This is a genomic window from Blautia massiliensis (ex Durand et al. 2017) (assembly GCF_051861785.1).
Lineage (GTDB): Bacteria > Bacillota > Clostridia > Lachnospirales > Lachnospiraceae > Blautia_A > Blautia_A luti_A.
Genome location: NZ_CP146725.1, coordinates 558,974 through 577,601, shown reverse-complemented (window position 1 = coordinate 577,601; position 18,628 = coordinate 558,974). Strand labels below are relative to the sequence as shown.

General features: G+C 44.1%; 21 protein-coding genes, 1 pseudogene and 1 riboswitch. Of the genes and pseudogenes, 21 read left to right on the top strand and 1 reads right to left on the bottom strand.

Translation table 11 applies throughout. The features are described 5' to 3' along the window. Positions 1-4: 4 nt before the first annotated feature. From V9W66_RS03005 to V9W66_RS02970, 8 genes and pseudogenes are all read left to right on the top strand, one after another. Complete coding sequence (locus V9W66_RS03005) at positions 5-214, top strand: DUF1858 domain-containing protein (RefSeq protein WP_021650997.1); 210 nt, start codon at positions 5-7, stop codon at positions 212-214. A gap of 153 nt (positions 215-367) precedes the next feature. After that, a complete protein-coding gene (locus tag V9W66_RS03000) occupies positions 368-955 on the top strand; it encodes an anthranilate synthase component II (protein ID WP_044961185.1) in 588 nt (195 codons plus the stop codon). A 4-nt stretch (positions 956-959) separates the two neighbouring features. Continuing rightward, positions 960-2,381, top strand: coding sequence for an aminodeoxychorismate synthase component I (pabB, locus tag V9W66_RS02995; RefSeq protein ID WP_144095832.1), 1,422 nt, complete (start codon positions 960-962; stop codon positions 2,379-2,381). A gap of 84 nt (positions 2,382-2,465) precedes the next feature. After that, the gene (locus V9W66_RS02990; protein WP_144095834.1) at positions 2,466-3,260 is read left to right on the top strand and encodes an aminotransferase class IV; all 795 of its coding nucleotides are present in this window, start codon (positions 2,466-2,468) and stop codon (positions 3,258-3,260) included. 353 nt (positions 3,261-3,613) lie between these two features. Continuing rightward, positions 3,614-4,525, top strand: coding sequence for a 1-phosphofructokinase (gene pfkB / locus V9W66_RS02985; protein ID WP_022426093.1), 912 nt, complete (start codon positions 3,614-3,616; stop codon positions 4,523-4,525). 44 nt (positions 4,526-4,569) lie between these two features. Beyond that, a pseudogene (locus V9W66_RS02980) lies at positions 4,570-5,440 on the top strand (PTS fructose transporter subunit IIBC); the annotation flags it as partial. 39 nt (positions 5,441-5,479) lie between these two features. Then, on the top strand, positions 5,480-5,737 hold the full coding sequence (locus V9W66_RS02975; RefSeq protein ID WP_015525831.1) for an HPr family phosphocarrier protein: 258 nt from the start codon (positions 5,480-5,482) through the stop codon (positions 5,735-5,737). A 71-nt stretch (positions 5,738-5,808) separates the two neighbouring features. Continuing rightward, entirely contained in the window at positions 5,809-6,552 is a 744-nt protein-coding gene (locus V9W66_RS02970) for a DeoR/GlpR family DNA-binding transcription regulator (protein ID WP_144095836.1), read from the top strand. Between the two features lie 74 nt (positions 6,553-6,626). Here the strand turns inward: V9W66_RS02970 and V9W66_RS02965 are convergent, their stop codons facing one another. After that, positions 6,627-6,881 carry a hypothetical protein gene (locus V9W66_RS02965; RefSeq protein ID WP_144095838.1) on the bottom strand — a complete coding sequence of 85 codons (255 nt, stop codon included), beginning with the start codon at positions 6,879-6,881 and terminating at the stop codon, positions 6,627-6,629. Between the two features lie 135 nt (positions 6,882-7,016). Between V9W66_RS02965 and V9W66_RS02960 the strand changes: the two genes are divergently transcribed. The 13 genes from V9W66_RS02960 to V9W66_RS02900 all read left to right on the top strand — a co-directional run bounded on the left by V9W66_RS02960 (position 7,017) and on the right by V9W66_RS02900 (position 18,584). Continuing rightward, complete coding sequence (locus V9W66_RS02960; protein WP_279231860.1) at positions 7,017-7,148, top strand: hypothetical protein; 132 nt, start codon at positions 7,017-7,019, stop codon at positions 7,146-7,148. Positions 7,149-7,227: 79 nt separating this feature from the next. After that, the gene (locus V9W66_RS02955) at positions 7,228-7,572 is read left to right on the top strand and encodes a GGDEF domain-containing protein (RefSeq protein ID WP_144095840.1); all 345 of its coding nucleotides are present in this window, start codon (positions 7,228-7,230) and stop codon (positions 7,570-7,572) included. Positions 7,573-7,659: 87 nt separating this feature from the next. Beyond that, positions 7,660-8,349 (top strand): tRNA (N6-threonylcarbamoyladenosine(37)-N6)-methyltransferase TrmO, encoded by a 690-nt coding sequence (tsaA, locus tag V9W66_RS02950; protein ID WP_144095842.1) that lies wholly within the window; start codon positions 7,660-7,662, stop codon positions 8,347-8,349. Positions 8,350-8,492: 143 nt separating this feature from the next. Beyond that, on the top strand, positions 8,493-8,774 hold the full coding sequence (locus V9W66_RS02945; protein WP_015525835.1) for a DUF2325 domain-containing protein: 282 nt from the start codon (positions 8,493-8,495) through the stop codon (positions 8,772-8,774). Between the two features lie 182 nt (positions 8,775-8,956). Then, positions 8,957-10,276: an aspartate kinase gene (locus tag V9W66_RS02940; protein WP_015525836.1), complete on the top strand. Its 1,320-nt coding sequence runs from the start codon at positions 8,957-8,959 to the stop codon at positions 10,274-10,276. 429 nt (positions 10,277-10,705) lie between these two features. Next, complete coding sequence (locus V9W66_RS02935) at positions 10,706-10,927, top strand: HPr family phosphocarrier protein (RefSeq protein WP_144095845.1); 222 nt, start codon at positions 10,706-10,708, stop codon at positions 10,925-10,927. Positions 10,928-11,105: 178 nt separating this feature from the next. Further along, a complete protein-coding gene (locus V9W66_RS02930) occupies positions 11,106-13,472 on the top strand; it encodes an ATP-dependent DNA helicase (RefSeq protein ID WP_144095846.1) in 2,367 nt (788 codons plus the stop codon). 123 nt (positions 13,473-13,595) lie between these two features. Continuing rightward, entirely contained in the window at positions 13,596-15,062 is a 1,467-nt protein-coding gene (locus V9W66_RS02925) for a serine hydrolase (RefSeq protein ID WP_243121832.1), read from the top strand. Positions 15,063-15,156: 94 nt separating this feature from the next. Next, entirely contained in the window at positions 15,157-15,531 is a 375-nt protein-coding gene (locus tag V9W66_RS02920) for a RidA family protein (protein ID WP_015525839.1), read from the top strand. 200 nt (positions 15,532-15,731) lie between these two features. Next, a riboswitch (cyclic di-GMP riboswitch) is annotated at positions 15,732-15,807 on the top strand. A gap of 151 nt (positions 15,808-15,958) precedes the next feature. Further along, the gene (locus V9W66_RS02915) at positions 15,959-16,318 is read left to right on the top strand and encodes an Hpt domain-containing protein (RefSeq protein ID WP_144095848.1); all 360 of its coding nucleotides are present in this window, start codon (positions 15,959-15,961) and stop codon (positions 16,316-16,318) included. A 77-nt stretch (positions 16,319-16,395) separates the two neighbouring features. Then, on the top strand, positions 16,396-17,895 hold the full coding sequence (locus tag V9W66_RS02910; protein ID WP_144095850.1) for a response regulator: 1,500 nt from the start codon (positions 16,396-16,398) through the stop codon (positions 17,893-17,895). 34 nt (positions 17,896-17,929) lie between these two features. Next, on the top strand, positions 17,930-18,055 hold the full coding sequence (locus V9W66_RS02905) for a hypothetical protein (RefSeq protein ID WP_279231862.1): 126 nt from the start codon (positions 17,930-17,932) through the stop codon (positions 18,053-18,055). Then, positions 18,033-18,584, top strand: coding sequence for a hypothetical protein (locus V9W66_RS02900; protein ID WP_330575452.1), 552 nt, complete (start codon positions 18,033-18,035; stop codon positions 18,582-18,584). The genes V9W66_RS02905 and V9W66_RS02900 overlap by 23 nt, the downstream gene beginning before the upstream one ends. The last annotated feature ends 44 nt before the right edge of the window (positions 18,585-18,628 follow it).

Genomic DNA, 18,628 nt, shown 5'->3' with positions numbered 1-18,628 from the left:
GATCATGGAAATCACAAAGGAAACAACAATGGGCGAGATGCTTGCATACGATGAGAAGATTGCATACATTCTTATGCAGGAAGGAATGCACTGCATCGGCTGTCCGTCTTCTATCGGTGAGTCTCTTGAGGAGGCATGTATGGTACACGGACTTGATGTAAACGCTGTACTGGCAGACATCCATCATTATGAGGAGACCAAGAAACAGAAATAATCAGCAGTACAATTTATATTAGAACGTACAGATTACGGACCGCAAGGGGATAACGACTGTGCATGTCTTTTTGACATGCCGTCGTTATCCCTTTTTTTGTGAGCAGACGATAAAGAGAGTCTTAAATATCTGCTTGATATGGAGGAAAAAAGCATGTATGTGATGATCGATAATTTCGATTCATTTGTTTATAATCTCAAGGCATATTTTCAGGAGCTTGGAAGAGAGATCCTGGTCAGACGCTGCGATGAGATCACCCTGGAGGAGCTGGAAGAGCTGAATCCGGAAGGGATCATTCTTTCTCCGGGACCGAAGCGTCCCTGGGATGCGAAGCTTTGCGTAGATACAGTAAAAAGATTTCAGGGAAGGATTCCTGTTCTTGGTGTCTGTCTGGGGCATCAGGTGATCGGCCACTGCGCGGGAGCAGTAGTGGAAAAGGGCGTGTGTCCCATGCACGGAAAAGTAACAGAGATCCACAACCACGGAACAGGAGTGTTTGCAGGACTGCCTGAGAAATACAAGGTGACAAGATACCATTCCCTGATCGTGCGGGAAGACAGCATCCCGGAGGAATATCAGGTGGATGCGCTTTCTGATGATGGTGCTGTTATGGGAATTTCCCATAAAGCATTGCCTATCTATGGTGTGCAATTCCATCCGGAAGCCGTTCTTACGGAATATGGACATGAGCTTCTTGAGAATTTTTGCAGGATCGCGGAGAATTTTCAGAAAGAGGAGTAAAAATATGTACAAAAATCAGCGAAGAATAAAAGAACTGACCCCATATATCCCGGCAGTGGACATTTTTCGGATCTACGAGAGAGAACCCGGAGCAGCGTTTCTGGATTCCTCCCTTGTCAATGAGCTGGGACATTATTCCGTGATCGGAAGATGTCCGTATCTGAAGCTGGTAAAGGACGGAGAGAGCTTTACCATCAACGGAAGGCCGGAAACAGAAACAACCTTTGAAGACTATATGCGGGAATATTTAAATACCCATGAAGACAAAAATAACAGCGGACTTCCCATCGTATCCGGTGCAGTAGGATATTTTTCCTATGATTACGGAAGAAAACAGATGGGAGTACCATCCGGAGAAAAGGATCTTGTGACTGTTCCGGAGGCAGTTCTGACGTTTTATGACTGTTTTATCATAGAAGACTGTCAGGAAAAAAGAACCTATCTTGTGTCAAACGGAATCAGTGCAGACGCTGCAGCAGAAATCGGAGCGATGGAAAAAGCAATCCGGGAATTTACAGAGGCGGGGAAACAGGAAGGATCGGAAACAGGGAAAAAAAAGGAATCCGGAAACAGGATGGTCACGGAAAATTCTCACCGTGAGAAATTCAGGATCCAGGTTCATCCCAACTTTGAAAAAGAAGAATACAAGCAGGCAGTAGACCGGATGATCCGATATATTATAGAGGGTGATATCTATATTGCCAATATGACGCAGCAGCTGACCATTGAAAGCGAAAAACCACCTCTGGATGTTTTTTATGATCTTCGGAAAAATAATCCGTCTCCTTTCGGCGGATATCTGGATTTCGGAGATTATCAGATCGTCTGTGCATCTCCGGAACGGTTTCTGAAGATGAAAGACCGTCATGTAAATACCCGTCCTATAAAGGGAACAAGAAAACGTGGCGTAACATCTGAGGAAGATGAAATGCTCCGTCGGGAGCTTCAGGATTCCGGAAAAGATAAGAGTGAACTTCTTATGATCGTAGACCTGGAGCGAAATGATCTGAACCGGGTGTGTACACCGGGAAGCGTGAAGGTAACCGAGCTTTTTACAGTGGAAGCATACGCTACGGTTTTTCATCTGGTATCGGATATTGAAGGAAAACTGGAAGAAGAAAAAAATGTTATGGATCTTCTGGAGGCTGCATTCCCCGGCGGTTCTATTACCGGTGCGCCGAAATACCGTGCCATGGAGATCATTGACGAGCTGGAACACGGCAAGAGAAATCTTTATACAGGCTCTATCGGCTACCTGACACTGGACGGAAGCTGCGATTTCAACATTGTGATCCGTACAGCCCTTCATAAAGACGGAAAATATCACCTTGGTGTCGGCGGCGGGATCACAGCAGAGTCAGATCTGGATTTTGAGTACGAGGAGACTCTGCAGAAGGCGAAAGCGATCCTGGATGCGCTGCAGTAGAGAAACATACAGAACGGTAAAAGCGAAAGGCTCTGTGGACAGATCGGAAGATCTGACAGGAACACTTCATAAGGAGGTCAGAGGATGAATAATATAATCTTAGACGAATGTTTTCAGTTCGGTCTGGGAGCATTTGAGACCATAGGAATAGAAAAGGGAACCCCCATACTTCTGGAAAAGCATCTGAAAAGACTGGAACGGGCGGCAGATTTCCTGAAGCTGGGTGATCCGGCAGTACGTGGGATCACAGCCGGGAGGATCGAAGAATATCTGGAAGAACAAAAAAAAAGCCCGGAGGTGCAGAAAGGATTTGACGGACTGGAACACTGTGCGCTGAAGCTTATGCTTACAAAGGAAAATGCAGTGTATTCTCTTCGTGCCAATCATTATACGCCGGAGAATTATGAAAAAGGCTTTATCATGGATGTCAGCAAGGTAAAACGAAATGAAACATCACCTCTTGTATATCACAAAACCATGAATTACGGAGATTGTATCCTGGAAAAACGTAATGCTACAGCAGCAGGAATGGATGAACGGTTGTTTCTGAATACAAAGAAACAAATATCGGAAGGGACAGTAAGCAATGTATTCTTTGTGCGAAATGGCATGATCTATACACCAAAAGTCAGCTGCGGACTTCTCCCGGGAATCCTCCGTGAATATCTCTGTGACACGGAAGAGGTGGAAGAAACCTATATCTATGTTCCGGATCTTAAAGGGTATCAGGAATGTTTTGTCACCAATTCCCTGATGGGAATCATGCCGGTGCGTCAGATTGGAGGAATCCGGTTTGAGGAAGACAAAGTGACAAGGGAGCTGATGAGAAGATATCGGAAGATGGTCAGAGATACTGCGAATAAGAAACAAATCAGATAAATGTTATTGCGAAACTATCCTATTCAGGAAAGGTGATGGAATGTGAAGATCCGGCTTTCCGGGAAATGTACCTGAGGATGGAGGCAATATAAACAGGAATTTGGAATGGTACATAGATTTATAACGGAATTTGAATGAAAGTGACCAATACAGTCAGGGATAAACGTGCATTAACCAGGGAAAGCTAAGGTTGATGCACGTTTTTTTGTTCAAACTCAACCAAAAACGTTCATGAATTTTGTGAAGCAATTTGATTGACCTTGAATGAATTTGGAAGTATACTGAGTTCGGAAAATGAAAAACAATAAAAAGCGGTCAAAAACCGCAGGATAAAAGATATGGGAGGAGAAAAAATGATCTGCACAGTTACTTTTAATCCGTCTCTGGACTATATTGTTTCCGTGGAGGATTTTAAACTCGGACTTACCAACCGGACAAGCTCTGAGCTGATGCTTCCGGGCGGAAAGGGAATCAACGTTTCCACCGTGCTGATGAATCTTGGAATCGAGAATACAGCACTTGGTTTCATGGCAGGATTCGTCGGAGATGAGATTGTAAGAAAGCTTGAGGAGATGGGAGTGAGATCTGATTTTATCAGGATCCCGGAAGGCGTTTCAAGGATCAACCTGAAGCTGAAATCTATTGATGGAACTGAGATCAACGGAATGGGACCGGAGATCAGCGCTGAAAAGGTTCAGGAGCTGATGAAGAAGCTTGACACACTGAAAGAGGGAGATGTGCTTTTTCTGGCAGGAAGTATTCCTTCATCTATGCCGGATGATATGTATGAGAAAATCATGGCGAGACTGGACGGAAAAGGCGTGATGATCGTTGTGGATGCAACGAGAGATCTTCTTGTAAATGTCCTGAAGTATCATCCGTTCCTGGTGAAGCCCAATAACCATGAGCTTGGAGAAATCTTCGGCGTAGAGCTTAAGAACCGTCAGGATGTGATCCCTTACGGAAAGAAGCTCCAGGAAAAAGGAGCCAGAAACGTGCTGATCTCAATGGCCGGTGAGGGAGCTGTCCTGGTAGCGGAAAACGGTCAGGTGTTTGAAAAACCGGCGCCGAAAGGAACACTGGTAAACGGCGTAGGAGCCGGAGATTCCATGGTAGCCGGCTTTATGGCAGGCTGGATGGAAAAACAGGATCACGAATATGCATTCCATATGGGAATTTCCGCAGGAAGCGCAAGTGCATTTTCTGAAAATCTTGCCACAAGGGAAGAGGTTCAGGCAGTATATGAACAGGTAACAGAGGGGTAAAGATGATGCGGTAAATGAGCCGGTTACCCTTCTTTTCCTGATCGCCCACAGGTATTGCCCACACCTACATGGCAGCAGAGGGACTGGAAAAAGCAGCGAAGGTGAAAGACTGTTTCATTAAAATAGAGACACGAGGCTCCGGTGGAGCAAAAAATGTACTTACGGGTCAGGAGATACGGGAGGCAGACTGCATCCTTGTAGCTGCAGATGCCAAGGTTCCCATGGATCGTTTCGATGGAAAGAAAGTCATCGAATGTCAGGTTTCAGATGGAATCAGCAAAGCGGACCAATAGCGCCTGTACTGATCTATCCGGTTGCTGGTGTCCTTCTTATGGGACTCTGTATAACCTTCGTTGTAGAGACGATCATGGCGGTATCAATACAGGATTAAATAATGCCTTGACAGGCATGGGAAATTCAAGTAAAGTAATTTTGGGATTGCTTCTCGATGGTATGATGGCCATTGATATGGGCGGCCCGTTCAACAAAGCAGCATATGTATTTGGTACAGCAGCTATTGCGGCAGGCAACTATGACATTATGGCAGCAGTTATGGTGGGAGGTATGACTCCTCCGTGTGCCATCGCACTCGCATCCCTGCTGTTTAAAGACAAATTTACAAAAGAAGAGCGTGAGGCAGGACCGACCAACTTTATTATGGGACTTGCATTTATCACAGAAGGTGCGATTCCTTTTGCGGCATCTGACCCGGTCCATGTACTTCCGTCCTGTATCGTCGGTTCCGCAGCAGCCGGAGCGATCTCCATGTTCTTCAACTGTACACGGATGGCACCACATGGCGGAATCTTCGTATTCCCGGTTGTAGGTAATGCAATGATGTATCTGGTCGCACTGGTTGTGGGAACTCTGATCTCAGCTGTACTTCTCGGGGGACTGAAGAAAAAAGTTGCTTAAATTTTTTAAAATTAAAATAAAAAACTGGAGGATAAAGAAATGAAAGAATTCAAGTATGTAGTAACAGATAACGAAGGAATCCATGCACGTCCGGCCGGAGAGCTTGTGAAGCTTGTAAAAGGTTTCGAGTCCAAGATCACTATCGAGAAGGACGGCAAGACTGTAGAGTGCAGAAAGCTTCTTGCACTTATGGGACTTGGCGTAAAGAAGGGACATGAGGTTACCTTTACATTCGATGGTGCAGATGAGGATGCAGCATACGAGGCAGTAAGCAAATTCATGCAGGAGAACCTGTAATCTCAGAATGAGTGAACAGAAGGCATCCCGGTCCGGTCGATCGGGATGTCTTTTTTGAAGGAGGAAAAGGAATGCTGACGGAGCAGAGATACGAGATCATACTCGGCCTTCTCAGAGAAAAAAACAGTGTTACGGTAACAGAACTGAAAGATATCCTGGATGCATCGGAATCTACGATCCGCAGAGACATTACGGCGCTTTACAAGGCGGGGAAGCTGACCAGGGTTTTTGGCGGTGCGGTGTCACTGGAACATACTGTCAATGCCTATGAGCCTACCGTAGCCCAGAAAGTTGAGCTGAATATTGAAGAAAAAAAGAAGATCGCAGCCTATGCGGCAGCTCTGATCCGTCCGGAAGATTTTGTGTATCTGGATGCGGGAACGACTACCGGATATATGCTGGAGCATCTGGAAGGCTCCGGGGCGACTTTTGTCACCAATGGTGTTTCCCATGCCAGGGCTCTGGCTCAGATGGGAGTCCGTGTGCTGCTGATCGGCGGAGAACTGAAGGGATCTACGGAAGCTGTGATCGGAAGTCAGGCCATGCAGATGCTGAAGAATTATCATTTTACAAAGGGCTTTTTCGGGACCAACGGGATGACTCAGAGAGAAGGCTTTACCACGCCGGAATCCAATGAGGCACTGGTAAAGCGAACAGCCATGGAGCAGTGTCTGGAAAAGTACGTAGTGTCTGACAGCTCCAAGTTCGGACAGATCAGTGCGGTGACATTCTTTTCATTTGACGGAGCCGTAATTCTGACGGAAAGCTGTTCCAAAGAATATAAAGATTGCAGAAATATACAGATCATATCATAGAAAGATCACAAAAAAAACCGGTCTGGAAGAAAAAATTCTTCGTAAACCGGTTTTTTGTTTGTTGAGGATCTGTTTCAGGATTCCCTGGAGATCATGGCTTCCAGATCTTCTACGGAAATGTCTTTTTTTTGCATCAGCTTGAGCAGACGTTTCAGTTCGGCAGCTTCCTTTGCCTTTTTTTCAGCTTTGCGGATCTCATCCAGCTGAGCTGCCAGTGCATTTTTTTCATCCTCCAGCGCTGCTATCCTTTCGGTGCAGGCAGCAATCTTGGAATCTACTTTGGAAATTTTCTCATTGATTACTTCTATCTTTGTACGTCTCTGTGCCATATGAAACCTCCTGATAAAAATATTATTTCTTATACACTATACAATAGCATAAACGACGATGAAATACAATTGTGAATTGATGTGCAATGTGTTATCATGGATGTATATAATATTTCAGAAACGCAGGAAAATACTATGGATAAAGATAAGGGTGTATTTATGACTGCCCGGGAAGTAAATATGGAAATAGAAATGTTGAAGACGGTTTTTGACATTGTAAGACTGGTGGATGTCAGCCGTACAGCTCCGGTAAATATGTGGTTATAGACGGGACACCTCTTGTCATGGAAATGGTCTTTAAAATGACGGATAAGATCTTTCTGGGAGCTTATGGAAGCTTAAACAGATCAATGACAGCTATGGCCATGTAGCTGGAGATGCGGCGCTTTGTACCATTGTCAGAACGATTTTTGATCATGTGCGGGCAGATGACGTGGTCCTGCGTTATGGAGGAGACGAATTTCTTCTGATGTTTGAAGAAATCCCGGAAAAGGTATTTCAGCAGAAGCTGGAAGATATCCGGGAAGAGATCGCAATGGCAGACGTGCCGGAATACAAAGAAATCCGGCTTTCCATGAGCGTGGGAGGTGTATATGGAGGCTGTAAGGTCAGAGATGGAGTGATGGAAGCGGACAGGCTTCTCTATCAGGCCAAGCGGCAAAAAAACTGTGTTGCCTACAAGAGAATCTGACGGAAATGACATGACAGTCATTGAAAGCAGAATTATGTAACAGGCGCAAGAAGTGTATATCTGGCAAGTGAAAGGGAGAATAGGGATATGAAGATAATCGCAAGGATCAGAAGTGATTTTCCGACAAAATTCGGAATCCCGCGTCAGAGCGGTCGAGTGGAAGAACTGACAGCCTGTATTGTTTTTGAACCGGAATACCGGGTACGGGAAGCGGTAAAGGGACTGGAAGATTTTTCGCATATCTGGCTGCTGTGGGAGTTTTCACAGTCGATCCGTGAGAGTTGGTCCCCTACAGTACGTCCGCCACGCTTGGGCGGAAATGAAAGGATGGGCGTATTTGCCACCAGATCACCCTTCCGTCCCAATCCTGTAGGCTTATCCTGTGTGAAGCTTGAAAAGATCGATCTGGAAAGCAAAGAAGCTCCTGTACTGATCGTATCCGGTGCGGACCTGATGGACGGAACCCCCATCTATGATATCAAGCCATATCTGCCTGCGGCAGACTGCCATCCGGAAGCGCTGGGCGGCTTTGCGACGAAGGTGGAGCAGCATTTTCTGCAGGTAGAGATCCCGGAAGAATGGAAGGCAAGGATTCCGGAGGATAAGCGTACTGCGTTGGAAGGCGTACTCAGAGAGGATCCGAGGCCTGCCTACCAGAAAGATCCGGAGAGGATATACGGAATGCCTTTTGCAGGAATGGATGTTCATTTTCAGGTAAAAAACGGCATACTTACAGTATGTGAGATCACAGGATATAAAAAATCAGACAGAATTTAAAATTACCTTTGACAAACTTTTTGTGAGATGGTATTATAATAAATGAGTTAGCAAGTGCTAACTCAATATTTTAAAAGTAAAGTTAGTTTAAAATAACCTTAAAACAGTCATATAAAAGTTCAGAGATCAAAGGAGAGTGAATTATGAGCGTTGTAATTGTAGGCGGTAATGAAAGAATGGTATGTCAGTATGAGGATATCTGCAAAGGCTTCGGATGCAAGGCGAAAGTTTTTGCCAAGGAAAAAGGAGCCATGAAGAAAAAGATCGGGGTGCCGGATCTGATGATCCTGTTCACCAGTACCGTTTCCCACAAAATGGTAAACTGCGCAGTAGAAGAAGCAAAGAAAAAATCCATTCCGGTATGCCGCTGTCACACAAGCAGCGCTGCAGCTCTCGAGAACATTCTGAAGCAGTACTGTGCATAAGAAACAGGTCAGGAGATACTTTTCTCTTGTATAATTTGACTTTTTTTGCAGAAATGTTACGGAAAGGCTTGCAAAATTACAAATTATTCAATAAAATAGCCGTAGGTTTCTGTGGTAAAGCGTTGCAGTGAATGGTGAAAAGGCGGCGCTGGAAGTCGAAATTACAGGTGAGAGGTGTTATCATGAAAAAAGTTGTAAAATTCGGTGGAAGTTCTCTTGCAAATGCGGAGCAGTTCCAGAAAGTGGGCGATATCATCCGCAGTGATGAGAGCCGCCGTTATGTAGTTCCGTCAGCTCCGGGAAAGAGATTTGACGAGGATATCAAAGTGACGGATATGCTTTATGGATGTTATGACGCAGCATCCAAAGGGGAGGATATCACTGAGAAGATCAATGCGATCAAGGCGCGATATTATGAGATCATCAAGGGACTCGGACTGAGCCTTTCTCTTGAGGAGGAGTTCAAGAAGATTGATGAGGATTTCCGTGCACAGGCAGGAATCCAGTATGCGGCATCCAGAGGAGAGTTCCTCAATGGTAAGATCATGGCTGCATATCTTGGATATGATTTTGTGGATGCAGCTTCTGTGATCCGTTTTGATAAAGCTGGTAATCTGGAAGCGGAGGAGACCAATAAACTCCTTTCCAAAAAACTCAGCAAATCCCAGCATGCGGTTATTCCGGGATTTTACGGCGCATGTGCAGATGGCACAGTAAAGACATTTTCCAGAGGTGGTTCTGATGTGACAGGTTCCCTGGTTGCAAAGGCTATCCATGCAGATATTTATGAGAACTGGACGGACGTTTCCGGTTTTCTTGTAACAGATCCGCGTATCGTTCACAATCCGGAGCCTATCGAGGCGATCACATACAGAGAGCTTCGTGAGCTTTCCTACATGGGAGCTACTGTTCTTCATGAGGATGCCATTTTCCCGGTTCGTAAAGAGGGAATTCCGATCAATATCCGTAACACAAACAGCCCGGAGGATAAAGGTACTCTGATCGTAGAGAGCACCTGTAAGAAGCCGAAATTTACTATTACCGGTATCGCCGGAAAGAAAGGCTTCTGCTCTATTAATATCGAGAAATCCATGATGAACAGTGAGATCGGGTTCGGACGCAAGGTGCTTCAGGTATTTGAAGATCAGGGAATCAGCTTTGAGCATGTACCATCCGGAATCGATACCATGACTGTATATGTTCATCAGGACGAGTTTGAGGAGAAAGAGCAGCAGGTTATCGCAGGTATCCACCGCCTGGTGCAGCCTGATTTTGTGGAGATGGAATCTGACCTTGCACTGATCGCAGTTGTTGGTCGTGGAATGAAATCCCAGAGAGGCACTGCAGGAAGGATCTTTTCTGCTCTTGCCCATGCAAATGTAAACGTAAAAATGATCGACCAGGGTTCCAGTGAGCTGAATATCATCATCGGTGTAGAGAACCGTGATTTCGAAAAAGCAGTCAGAGCAATCTACGATATTTTTGTTCTGACACGGATATAAACAAAATCCGGAAACGGATTTTGTTTATGAGGAAGTAGCGAAGCGGATTCCGAATATCCGATTTACTTAAATCCGGAAACGGATTTTGTTTATGAGGAAGTAGCGAAGCGGATTCCGAATATCCGATTTACTTAAATCCGGAAACGGATTTTGTTTATGAGGAAGTAGCGAAGCGGATTCCGAATATCCGATTTACTTAAATCCGCCGCAGTACGTGCAACATACCGTCCTGCGGCGGATTTTTTTGGAAAAAATCCAAGATTTATCTAAAAATAATACAATCAAATTCAACAGGATTTCCAAAGGAAAGACAAAGATATTGTACATTGTGTCGAAAAATGTTTGATATGAAACAAACAGTATTGACAAAAACTTAACTTTTGTGTAAAACTGACATATAAAAAAAATCAGAAAGGCAGGCGGTCAGCTATGGAGAAACAGATCAAACTGGATGAAAAAAGTGCACAGGAGTTTGTCAGTGCAGCCAGCAAATGTAAATTTGATATTGATGTATTTTATAACCGTATTATCATTGATGCAAAGTCGATCCTCGGACTTTTGAGTCTGGATCTGACAAAGACTCTGACAGTAAAGTGTTACGGAGAAGATGAGGATTTTAACCGTGTTCTTTCCAAGTATGCAGCAGGTTGAGAAATATGAATAAAGAAAAACGGTGATAAAAGGGCGCAGTTCATGAGAAAAAAAGCAGAACATGCGTCCTTTTTATTATGGGAAGCTTTCGGATCATATTTTATGGTATAATCCTGGTATAGCATGGAAAAAGAATAGCTGCCGGACTGGAATTCCGGCAGCTGCCGGGAGTGAAAATATGGAAAAACCAAGAGTGCGGATTTCTGTCAGAAATCTTGTGGAATTTATACTGAGGAGCGGAGATCTGGATAACAGCAGTGGGACATCCGGAGATAAGGAAGCCATGTTAAAAGGCGGAAGGCTTCACCGCAAGATACAGCGGAGTATGAAGGGCGATTATCAGGCGGAGGTTTCTCTGAAAAAAGAAAGTGAATACGACGATGTGGTCATTCAGGTCGAGGGCCGTGCAGATGGGATCTTTACAGAGGACGGAGCCGTTTATATTGATGAGATCAAGGGGACTTACGGAAATATCCAGGCAATGGACATGCCAATACCTGTCCACCGTGCCCAGGCCATGTGTTACGGAATGATCTGGGGAGAAAAAGAAGGGATTTCTGAAATCCACATTCAGATGACCTACGCTCATCTTGAGACGGAGGAAACCAGGAGATTTCGTGAGGATTTTTCCATAGAGGAGCTTAAAGGCTGGTATCAGAAGCTTCTGGATGCCTATCACAAATGGATCGCATATTCTCTTAACTGGAAAAAAGAGAGAAATGCATCCATGAAGGATCTGCAGTTTCCGTTTCCATACAGAGAAGGACAGCGGGATATTGTTAGTGGTGTGTACCATACGGTTTCCAGCGGGAAGACCTTATTTGTTCAGGCGCCTACCGGTGTGGGAAAAACCATGTCTGCCATTTTTCCGTCCGTGCGCGCCATCGGTGAGGGAAAAAGTGAAACACTTTTTTATCTTACCGCAAAAACCATCACAGGAACTGTGGCGCAGGAGGCATTTCACATCCTGCGGGAAAAAGGTCTGAAATTCAAGGTAACGGCGATCACGGCAAAGGAAAAGCTGTGTTTTCAGGATACTCCGGAATGTACACCGGAGAAATGTCCTTATGCAAAGGGGCATTTTGACCGGGTAAATGATGCGGTTTATGAGCTCTGGACCACTGAAGAGGTATATTCCAGAGAAGTGATCCGTGCTCATGCAGAAAAATGGCAGGTGTGCCCTTTTGAAATGTGTCTGGATCTTTCAATCTGGGTAGACGGGATCATCTGTGATTATAATTACGTGTTTGATCCCAATGTTCATCTGAAACGTTTTTTCGGGGAAAATATTTCCGGGGATCATATTTTTCTGATCGATGAGGCACATAATCTGGTAGAACGTGGCAGAGAGATGTACAGTGCCGGTATTTCCCGTCAGAGTCTGGTAGCACTTCGAAAGAAGATAAGAAAGAGGTTTTCAAAACTGGCCAGAACACTGGATAAAGCAAATCGCCAGATGATGGAACTGGAAGAGAATCTTGCGGAAACAGGAAAAGGGTATCAGGTGCTGCCCAATCCCGGAGTACTGCCGATCACATTTCTTACGATATCGGGTGAACTGGAAGAAATACTGGAGGAAAAAGAACTGGAAGAAGAACTACGCAGGGAAATACTGGAATTTTATTTTATAGTGCGTGATTTTTTAAATGTTTCAGAACTGGTAGATGAAAATTATGTAGTATATACCGAAAACAGCGCAGAAGAAGGATTTCGTCTGAGGCTGTTCTGTGTGAACCCGGCAGAAAATCTGGGAGAATACCTGAAAAAAGGGAAAAGTGCTATTTTCTTTTCAGCTACAATGTTTCCCATGCTCTATTACCGGGAGCTTTTGACAACAGACCGTGATGCCTATGGGATTTATGTGCAGTCTCCTTTCCCAAAAGAAAACCGCAGGATTCTTATCGGCAGCGACGTAAGCAGCCGGTATACCCGGAGAAATCGTGCAGAATACCGGAAGATCGCCGGATATATTGCCAGATGTGTCTGGCAGAGGCAGGGAAATTATATGGTGTTTTTTCCATCGTATCGTCTTATGGAAGACGTACTGCAGGTTTATGAGGAAGAATTTTCCGTAGACTGGGTGCGCTGCGTGTGTCAGACACCGGATATGACAGAACAGGAACGGGAAGGATTTTTGGAGGAATTTCAGGAACGGGAAGGTACCCTGGTAGGGTTCTGTGTTCTTGGAGGGATTTTTTCTGAGGGTGTTGATCTGACAGGGGAAAGTCTGATCGGGGCAGTGATCGTAGGAACCGGACTTCCCCAGATCGGCAGTCAGCGTGAGATCCTGAAAGAGTATTACGATAAAAAGAATCACTGTGGTTTTGATTATGCATATCGCTATCCGGGTATGAACAAGGTGCTTCAGGCCGCCGGGCGCGTGATCCGCACAAAAGAGGACAAAGGCGTGATATTGCTTCTGGATGACCGCTTCTGGGATCGGGATTACCAGGAAATCTTTCCCAGGGAATGGCAGGACCGTACAGGCTGCAGGCTGGATACGGTAGAAGGTGCAGTGGAGACGTTCTGGAAGAGGTTTACTTGACAGAACGGAGAAATCCGATATACTGATAGAGTCTTTATCCGGAAAATCACTGGAGGAATGTGTGGATGCCGGATCAGGACAAGAAACTGTAAAATAGGATCATAAGAAAAGTGAAAGAAGTATATGAGACGAAAAAAAATATATAAAGTATTGGCATTTTGTCTGAGCACAGTGATGCTCGCACAGCCGGTTTTTGCGACAACAGTGCAGCAGACAGCACAGGGAAGCCTTGGTTCTGTTACGGAGGAGTCCCAGATACTTCCAATTCCCGGTGAAAACGGGAAATATATTCTGAAAAGCAATGGCTTTTACTGCCTGAATGAAGATGGAACCAAAGAAAATACTCCGGCAGTGTATTATTTTGATCATTTTGAGATCGACGGAACGGTTTTTGATGGATATTATTATCACGACGAAAGCGGTAAATTTACAGCGGGAAACTCGCATATGGTCCAGATCACCGATCTGAAGGCTCCGGCAAAAGACGGCAGCGGTGAGGAAGTTTCTTTTGACGGCTGTTATATGGTAAACAATCTGGGAAAACTCAGCGCCTCTCCACAGGTACGTTATATGGATGATCTGGTGGTGGACAAAACAACGTACAACGGGCTGTATTATTTTGATGAATATGGAAAAATGGTTACAGATCCAGGTATCCATTATCTGGAAATGAATGCTGCAGGACAGATGTTTGACGGATATTATTATTTTGGCGGAGAAAACGGCGTTCTGCTCCAGGAAGAGGGAGAGACTCCGGAGGGATTTTCCGTGGATAAATCCGGAAAAGTCGAGACGAAAGATCTGGGAATGGATGGCCTTGAGAAACGGCTTGCGGATCTTCTTGGAACCTATGAGGGTACATGGAGCGTTTATGTAAAGGATCTGATCAGTGATCAGGAGTTTGAACAGAACAGTCAGTCACTGTACTCAGCCAGTCTGATCAAAGTGTTTGTCATGGCCCAGACCTATGCCAACATGGATGCAGTCCTTCAGAACGAAGCGGCAAAAATGAAAAAAGATGTTACAGATCCGTCCGTATCCACAAAGGTCAATGACCTTCTCTGGAATATGATCACAGTCAGTGACAATGAATCTTTTAATGAGCTGGTACGTCTGCAGACAGCATCGGGTGTTTTTAAGGACGGAGCACAGGCTGTAAATGGATTTCTTGCGGAACAGAAATTTGCAGATACTTCTGTACAGCACATCTTAAGCCCGTCCTCTTCAAAGGACGTCGGCCTCGGTGGCAGGAACACCACTTCCGTAAAAGACTGCGCAGAGCTTCTTTCCCGGATTTATAAAGGAAAATGTGTATCGAAAGAAGCTTCGGAGGCTATGCTGAACCTGCTTCTGAACCAGCAGGTTACTACTAAGATCCCCAGCGGGATATCTGTGTCCGTGGAAATTGCAAATAAGACTGGAGAAACGGATACGGACCAGCATGATATCGCCATTGTATATGGAGAAAAGACTACATATATCCTCTGTGTGATGTCAGAAGACTGTAAACCTGGGGACGCAGTTTCGCATATCCGGGATATTTCCGGTATTGTTTATAATTATCTGAATATGGACCTTGACCAGGGGTGATCTGTGAGTTAGAATAAAAAACAGCTGAGCAAGATCCTGATGGATATTTCCGCCAGAGAAGTATCCGAAATGTTCATGAAAGGGGAATTCTATTATGAAGACAGTACATACAGACAAAGCACCTGCAGCAATCGGACCATACTCCCAGGCTATCATCCATGGAGATACACTTTACACATCCGGTCAGATCCCGGTGGATCCGGCAACTGGAGAGGTAGTTGGCACAACCATTGAGGAGCAGGCTGACCGTGTTATGAAGAATCTCGGAGCAGTTCTGGAAGCTGCCGGTTCCAGCTATGAGAATGCGATCAAGACAGTATGCTTCCTTGCAGATATGAACGATTTTGCGGCATTTAATGAAGTATATGCCAAATATTTCGTAAATAAACCTGCACGTTCCTGTGTTGCAGTCAAGACACTGCCAAAGAACGTTCTCTGCGAGGTAGAAGTGATCGCAGCGATCGGATGATCTGATAAAAAATCCCTGTTGTCTGATTTCAGTCAGACAGCGGGGATTTTTTTTCGTGGTGATAAAGTATTTTTCTCTGTTTTGGAGCAATTTCTTTTTTCGTGTCTTCAGGCGTTAAAACGGTAATGTTTTTTCTTGTGTAAAGTAGAGCGCTGTAGTATAATAAAGTCGATTTTTTAGGATACGTATAAAAGCTTAATAAGGATGATCGGCAAACCAGATGAAAGTCTGGGACGCAAAGCTATAGGGCCTGTAAAATGGCAGCCAGTTGCATGAAATGAGGTGCACTGTCTGTGAGACGGTGTTTTTTTTATGATGTTATCCAATGCGTCTTATATCCCCATAGCTGAAGCAAGGGGTTTTACGACGCATTGGATAATTGATATGGCAGTGACAAATTAGCAGTGAAATAGAGGAGGACAAAATTATGACAATACAGGAATGCTATGAAGCTATTGGAGGAAACTATAAAGATGTCTTGGGACGCCTTCGAAGCGAAGCACTGATTCGGAAATTTACATTAAAGTTCCTTGAAGACCAGAGTTATCTACAGTTAAAACAGGCATTGGAAAATAAAAATTATGAAGATGCTTTCCGCAGCGCACACACACTGAAAGGAATTTGTCAGAATCTTTCTTTTGACCGTCTGTATGAGGTTAGTAATGAGTTAACAGAACTTTTGAGAGATAGAACCGGAGCGCAGCCTGGGATATCGGAGGCAATGGAAAAAGTAACAGAAGTATATGAGATGATGATTGAAGAAATAAAGAAGGGACTGTCGAATTAAGTGATGCGACACGACGTTCTGTCTTTGACCAGGTGCTTGGAACATCATAAACCCATTGGATAAAGGAAATAAAAAATATGGATAAAAGACAAAAGATCCTGATTGTAGACGATTCAGAATTTAACAGAGATATGTTAAAGGAGATTCTCGGAGAAACTTATAATTACCTGGAAGCGGAAAATGGAAGTCAGGCAATTCAGATTATGGGAGAAAATCCGGGAACTAATCTGATGCTTTTAGATATCAATATGCCACAGATGAATGGTTTTGAAGTTTTGAAATGGATGAACCAAAGTCAGTGTATGGATGAAACTCCGGTGATCATGATATCTTCGGAAGATGCTGTTGATACGATGCGTAAAGCATATGAGCTGGGAATCACGGATTATATCACACGACCGTTTGATTCTGTGATTGTAAAGAAAAGAGTTCAGAATACCCTGGGACTCTATATGAAGCAAAAGCATCTGATCAATGTGGTTTATGATCAGGTTTACGAAAAAGAAGAAAATAATAATATCATGATCCGGATTCTGAGTAATGTGCTGGGATCACGTAACAGTGAGAGTAGAGAACATATCCTGCATATTAAAACAGCAACGGAAATGATGCTGAGACAACTGGTAAAAATAACAGATGCTTATCCTATGACAGAGGCAGATATTTCCTTGATCACAACAGCATCTTCTCTTCACGATATCGGCAAGATCCGTATTCCGAAAGAAATCCTGAACAAACCCGGCAGACTTACCGATGAAGAATTCAGGATTATGAAAACTCATAGTGAACTTGGGGCAGATATGATCCAGGATATGCATTTCCCAAAAGACAATTCATTGGTACATGTTTCATGGGAAATCTGCAGATGGCATCATGAAAGATGGGATGGAAAAGGTTATCCGGATGGACTGAAAGGAGAAGAAATACCAATCTCCGCACAGGTGGTGTCGATTGTCGATGTTTATGATGCACTTACAAGTGAAAGATGTTATAAGAAAGCATTCGATCATGATACAGCGATCCAGATGATCCTGGATGGGCAATGTGGACAATTTAACCCCATTCTCCTTAAGTGCCTGAAAGAACTGAGTCTTCAGCTTTCAAAAATGCTCGATAAAAAGATGGATGATAATAGCTATTACCGTGAAGTACAGAGACTTTCAAATGAAATACTCAGCGACAGATCTTTACCGAACCTAAATTATTCACAGAATGTTGTCAAGGTCATGCAGGAAAAGATCGATTTCTTCAAAGCGAACAGCGGCAGGAGCTCAATTGATTACAATGCAATTTCCGGTCAGATGATTATATCAAACGGAAAACAGCAGATATTATGTCAGAGAAATAATCCGAATTTCAATCTGTTCAAAGAATTCGGAGTAAATGAAGAAGATGTTCAGCATATTCAGGTTTTATTACATCAGACATCTGTACAAAATAAAGAAATCTCTGTGCAGATAAAAGCAAAGGTGGAGAATGTCCGCCAGATGTATAAACTGAAATTGCATACATTGTGGTCGCCTTTAAAGAAGGATGGATACATCGGGATCGTTGGATATTTTGATACTGTAAAATAGAAAAATGCAAAGGAAGCTCAGAAGGAGGATCCTAATGAAAAAGAAAAAACGGAACAGAGTTTTGCCGGTGTTCCTGGTGATGGTGACAGCTATATCACTTTTGTCAGGCTGTGGCGGGAAGAGCGCGGAAAAAGAAGATGCTGAGAGAACTGACAGATAAGAACCTGACCTATCTTCATATGTGGGGTGAGAATCTGCAGAATACCGCCAGTGAAGAAGAAATTTGTGATTGTATAAAGAAAGCGCAGGAAGATGCAGGATTTTTAGAATTTTATTTTCTGTCAGCTGACGGGAACTATAAGATGATAACAGGCGAAACCGGGTATCTTGGATTACAGGAAAATATTGAAGAGGAGATCCGGCAGGGAAATGATGTGATAGCAAATGCAGCAGTTCCCGGAAAATCCCAGCTACTTGTTTTTGCCACACCCAAGGCTCATGGAATTTATCAGGGATTTGAATATGATGCGATTGCCATTGCTTATGAAAACTCTGATATCATAGATGTACTGGATATTTCTGCTTTTAATGGAAATGCCCAGAGTTTTATTGTTCATCCGGATGGCCGTGTTGTGGTCGATCATTCTTCTGAGTCATGGGGGAATGTGTATAATTTCTTCGGTGTTCTGAGAGAGAATTCCGATATGTCTGAAAACTTGTCCAGGCGGATGTTGTCAATGCCAGTATGAATAGCCTGCAGCGTAGCACAATGCTCCTTGTTGGCATGGTCGTG

Excerpts from the sequence above, each read along its gene's own strand:
- V9W66_RS03005 (WP_021650997.1), top strand. The coding sequence starts at position 5 with ATGGAAATCACAAAGGAAACAACAATGGGCGAGATGCTTGCATACGAT.
- V9W66_RS03000 (WP_044961185.1), top strand. The coding sequence starts at position 368 with ATGTATGTGATGATCGATAATTTCGATTCATTTGTTTATAATCTCAAG.
- pabB (WP_144095832.1), top strand. The coding sequence starts at position 960 with ATGTACAAAAATCAGCGAAGAATAAAAGAACTGACCCCATATATCCCG.
- V9W66_RS02990 (WP_144095834.1), top strand. The coding sequence starts at position 2,466 with ATGAATAATATAATCTTAGACGAATGTTTTCAGTTCGGTCTGGGAGCA.
- pfkB (WP_022426093.1), top strand. The coding sequence starts at position 3,614 with ATGATCTGCACAGTTACTTTTAATCCGTCTCTGGACTATATTGTTTCC.
- V9W66_RS02975 (WP_015525831.1), top strand. The coding sequence starts at position 5,480 with ATGAAAGAATTCAAGTATGTAGTAACAGATAACGAAGGAATCCATGCA.
- V9W66_RS02970 (WP_144095836.1), top strand. The coding sequence starts at position 5,809 with ATGCTGACGGAGCAGAGATACGAGATCATACTCGGCCTTCTCAGAGAA.
- V9W66_RS02965 (WP_144095838.1), bottom strand. The coding sequence starts at position 6,881 with ATGGCACAGAGACGTACAAAGATAGAAGTAATCAATGAGAAAATTTCC.
- V9W66_RS02960 (WP_279231860.1), top strand. The coding sequence starts at position 7,017 with ATGGATAAAGATAAGGGTGTATTTATGACTGCCCGGGAAGTAAATATG.
- tsaA (WP_144095842.1), top strand. The coding sequence starts at position 7,660 with ATGAAGATAATCGCAAGGATCAGAAGTGATTTTCCGACAAAATTCGGA.
- V9W66_RS02945 (WP_015525835.1), top strand. The coding sequence starts at position 8,493 with ATGAGCGTTGTAATTGTAGGCGGTAATGAAAGAATGGTATGTCAGTAT.
- V9W66_RS02940 (WP_015525836.1), top strand. The coding sequence starts at position 8,957 with ATGAAAAAAGTTGTAAAATTCGGTGGAAGTTCTCTTGCAAATGCGGAG.
- V9W66_RS02935 (WP_144095845.1), top strand. The coding sequence starts at position 10,706 with ATGGAGAAACAGATCAAACTGGATGAAAAAAGTGCACAGGAGTTTGTC.
- V9W66_RS02930 (WP_144095846.1), top strand. The coding sequence starts at position 11,106 with ATGGAAAAACCAAGAGTGCGGATTTCTGTCAGAAATCTTGTGGAATTT.
- V9W66_RS02925 (WP_243121832.1), top strand. The coding sequence starts at position 13,596 with ATGAGACGAAAAAAAATATATAAAGTATTGGCATTTTGTCTGAGCACA.
- V9W66_RS02920 (WP_015525839.1), top strand. The coding sequence starts at position 15,157 with ATGAAGACAGTACATACAGACAAAGCACCTGCAGCAATCGGACCATAC.
- V9W66_RS02915 (WP_144095848.1), top strand. The coding sequence starts at position 15,959 with ATGACAATACAGGAATGCTATGAAGCTATTGGAGGAAACTATAAAGAT.
- V9W66_RS02910 (WP_144095850.1), top strand. The coding sequence starts at position 16,396 with ATGGATAAAAGACAAAAGATCCTGATTGTAGACGATTCAGAATTTAAC.
- V9W66_RS02905 (WP_279231862.1), top strand. The coding sequence starts at position 17,930 with ATGAAAAAGAAAAAACGGAACAGAGTTTTGCCGGTGTTCCTGGTGATG.
- V9W66_RS02900 (WP_330575452.1), top strand. The coding sequence starts at position 18,033 with ATGCTGAGAGAACTGACAGATAAGAACCTGACCTATCTTCATATGTGG.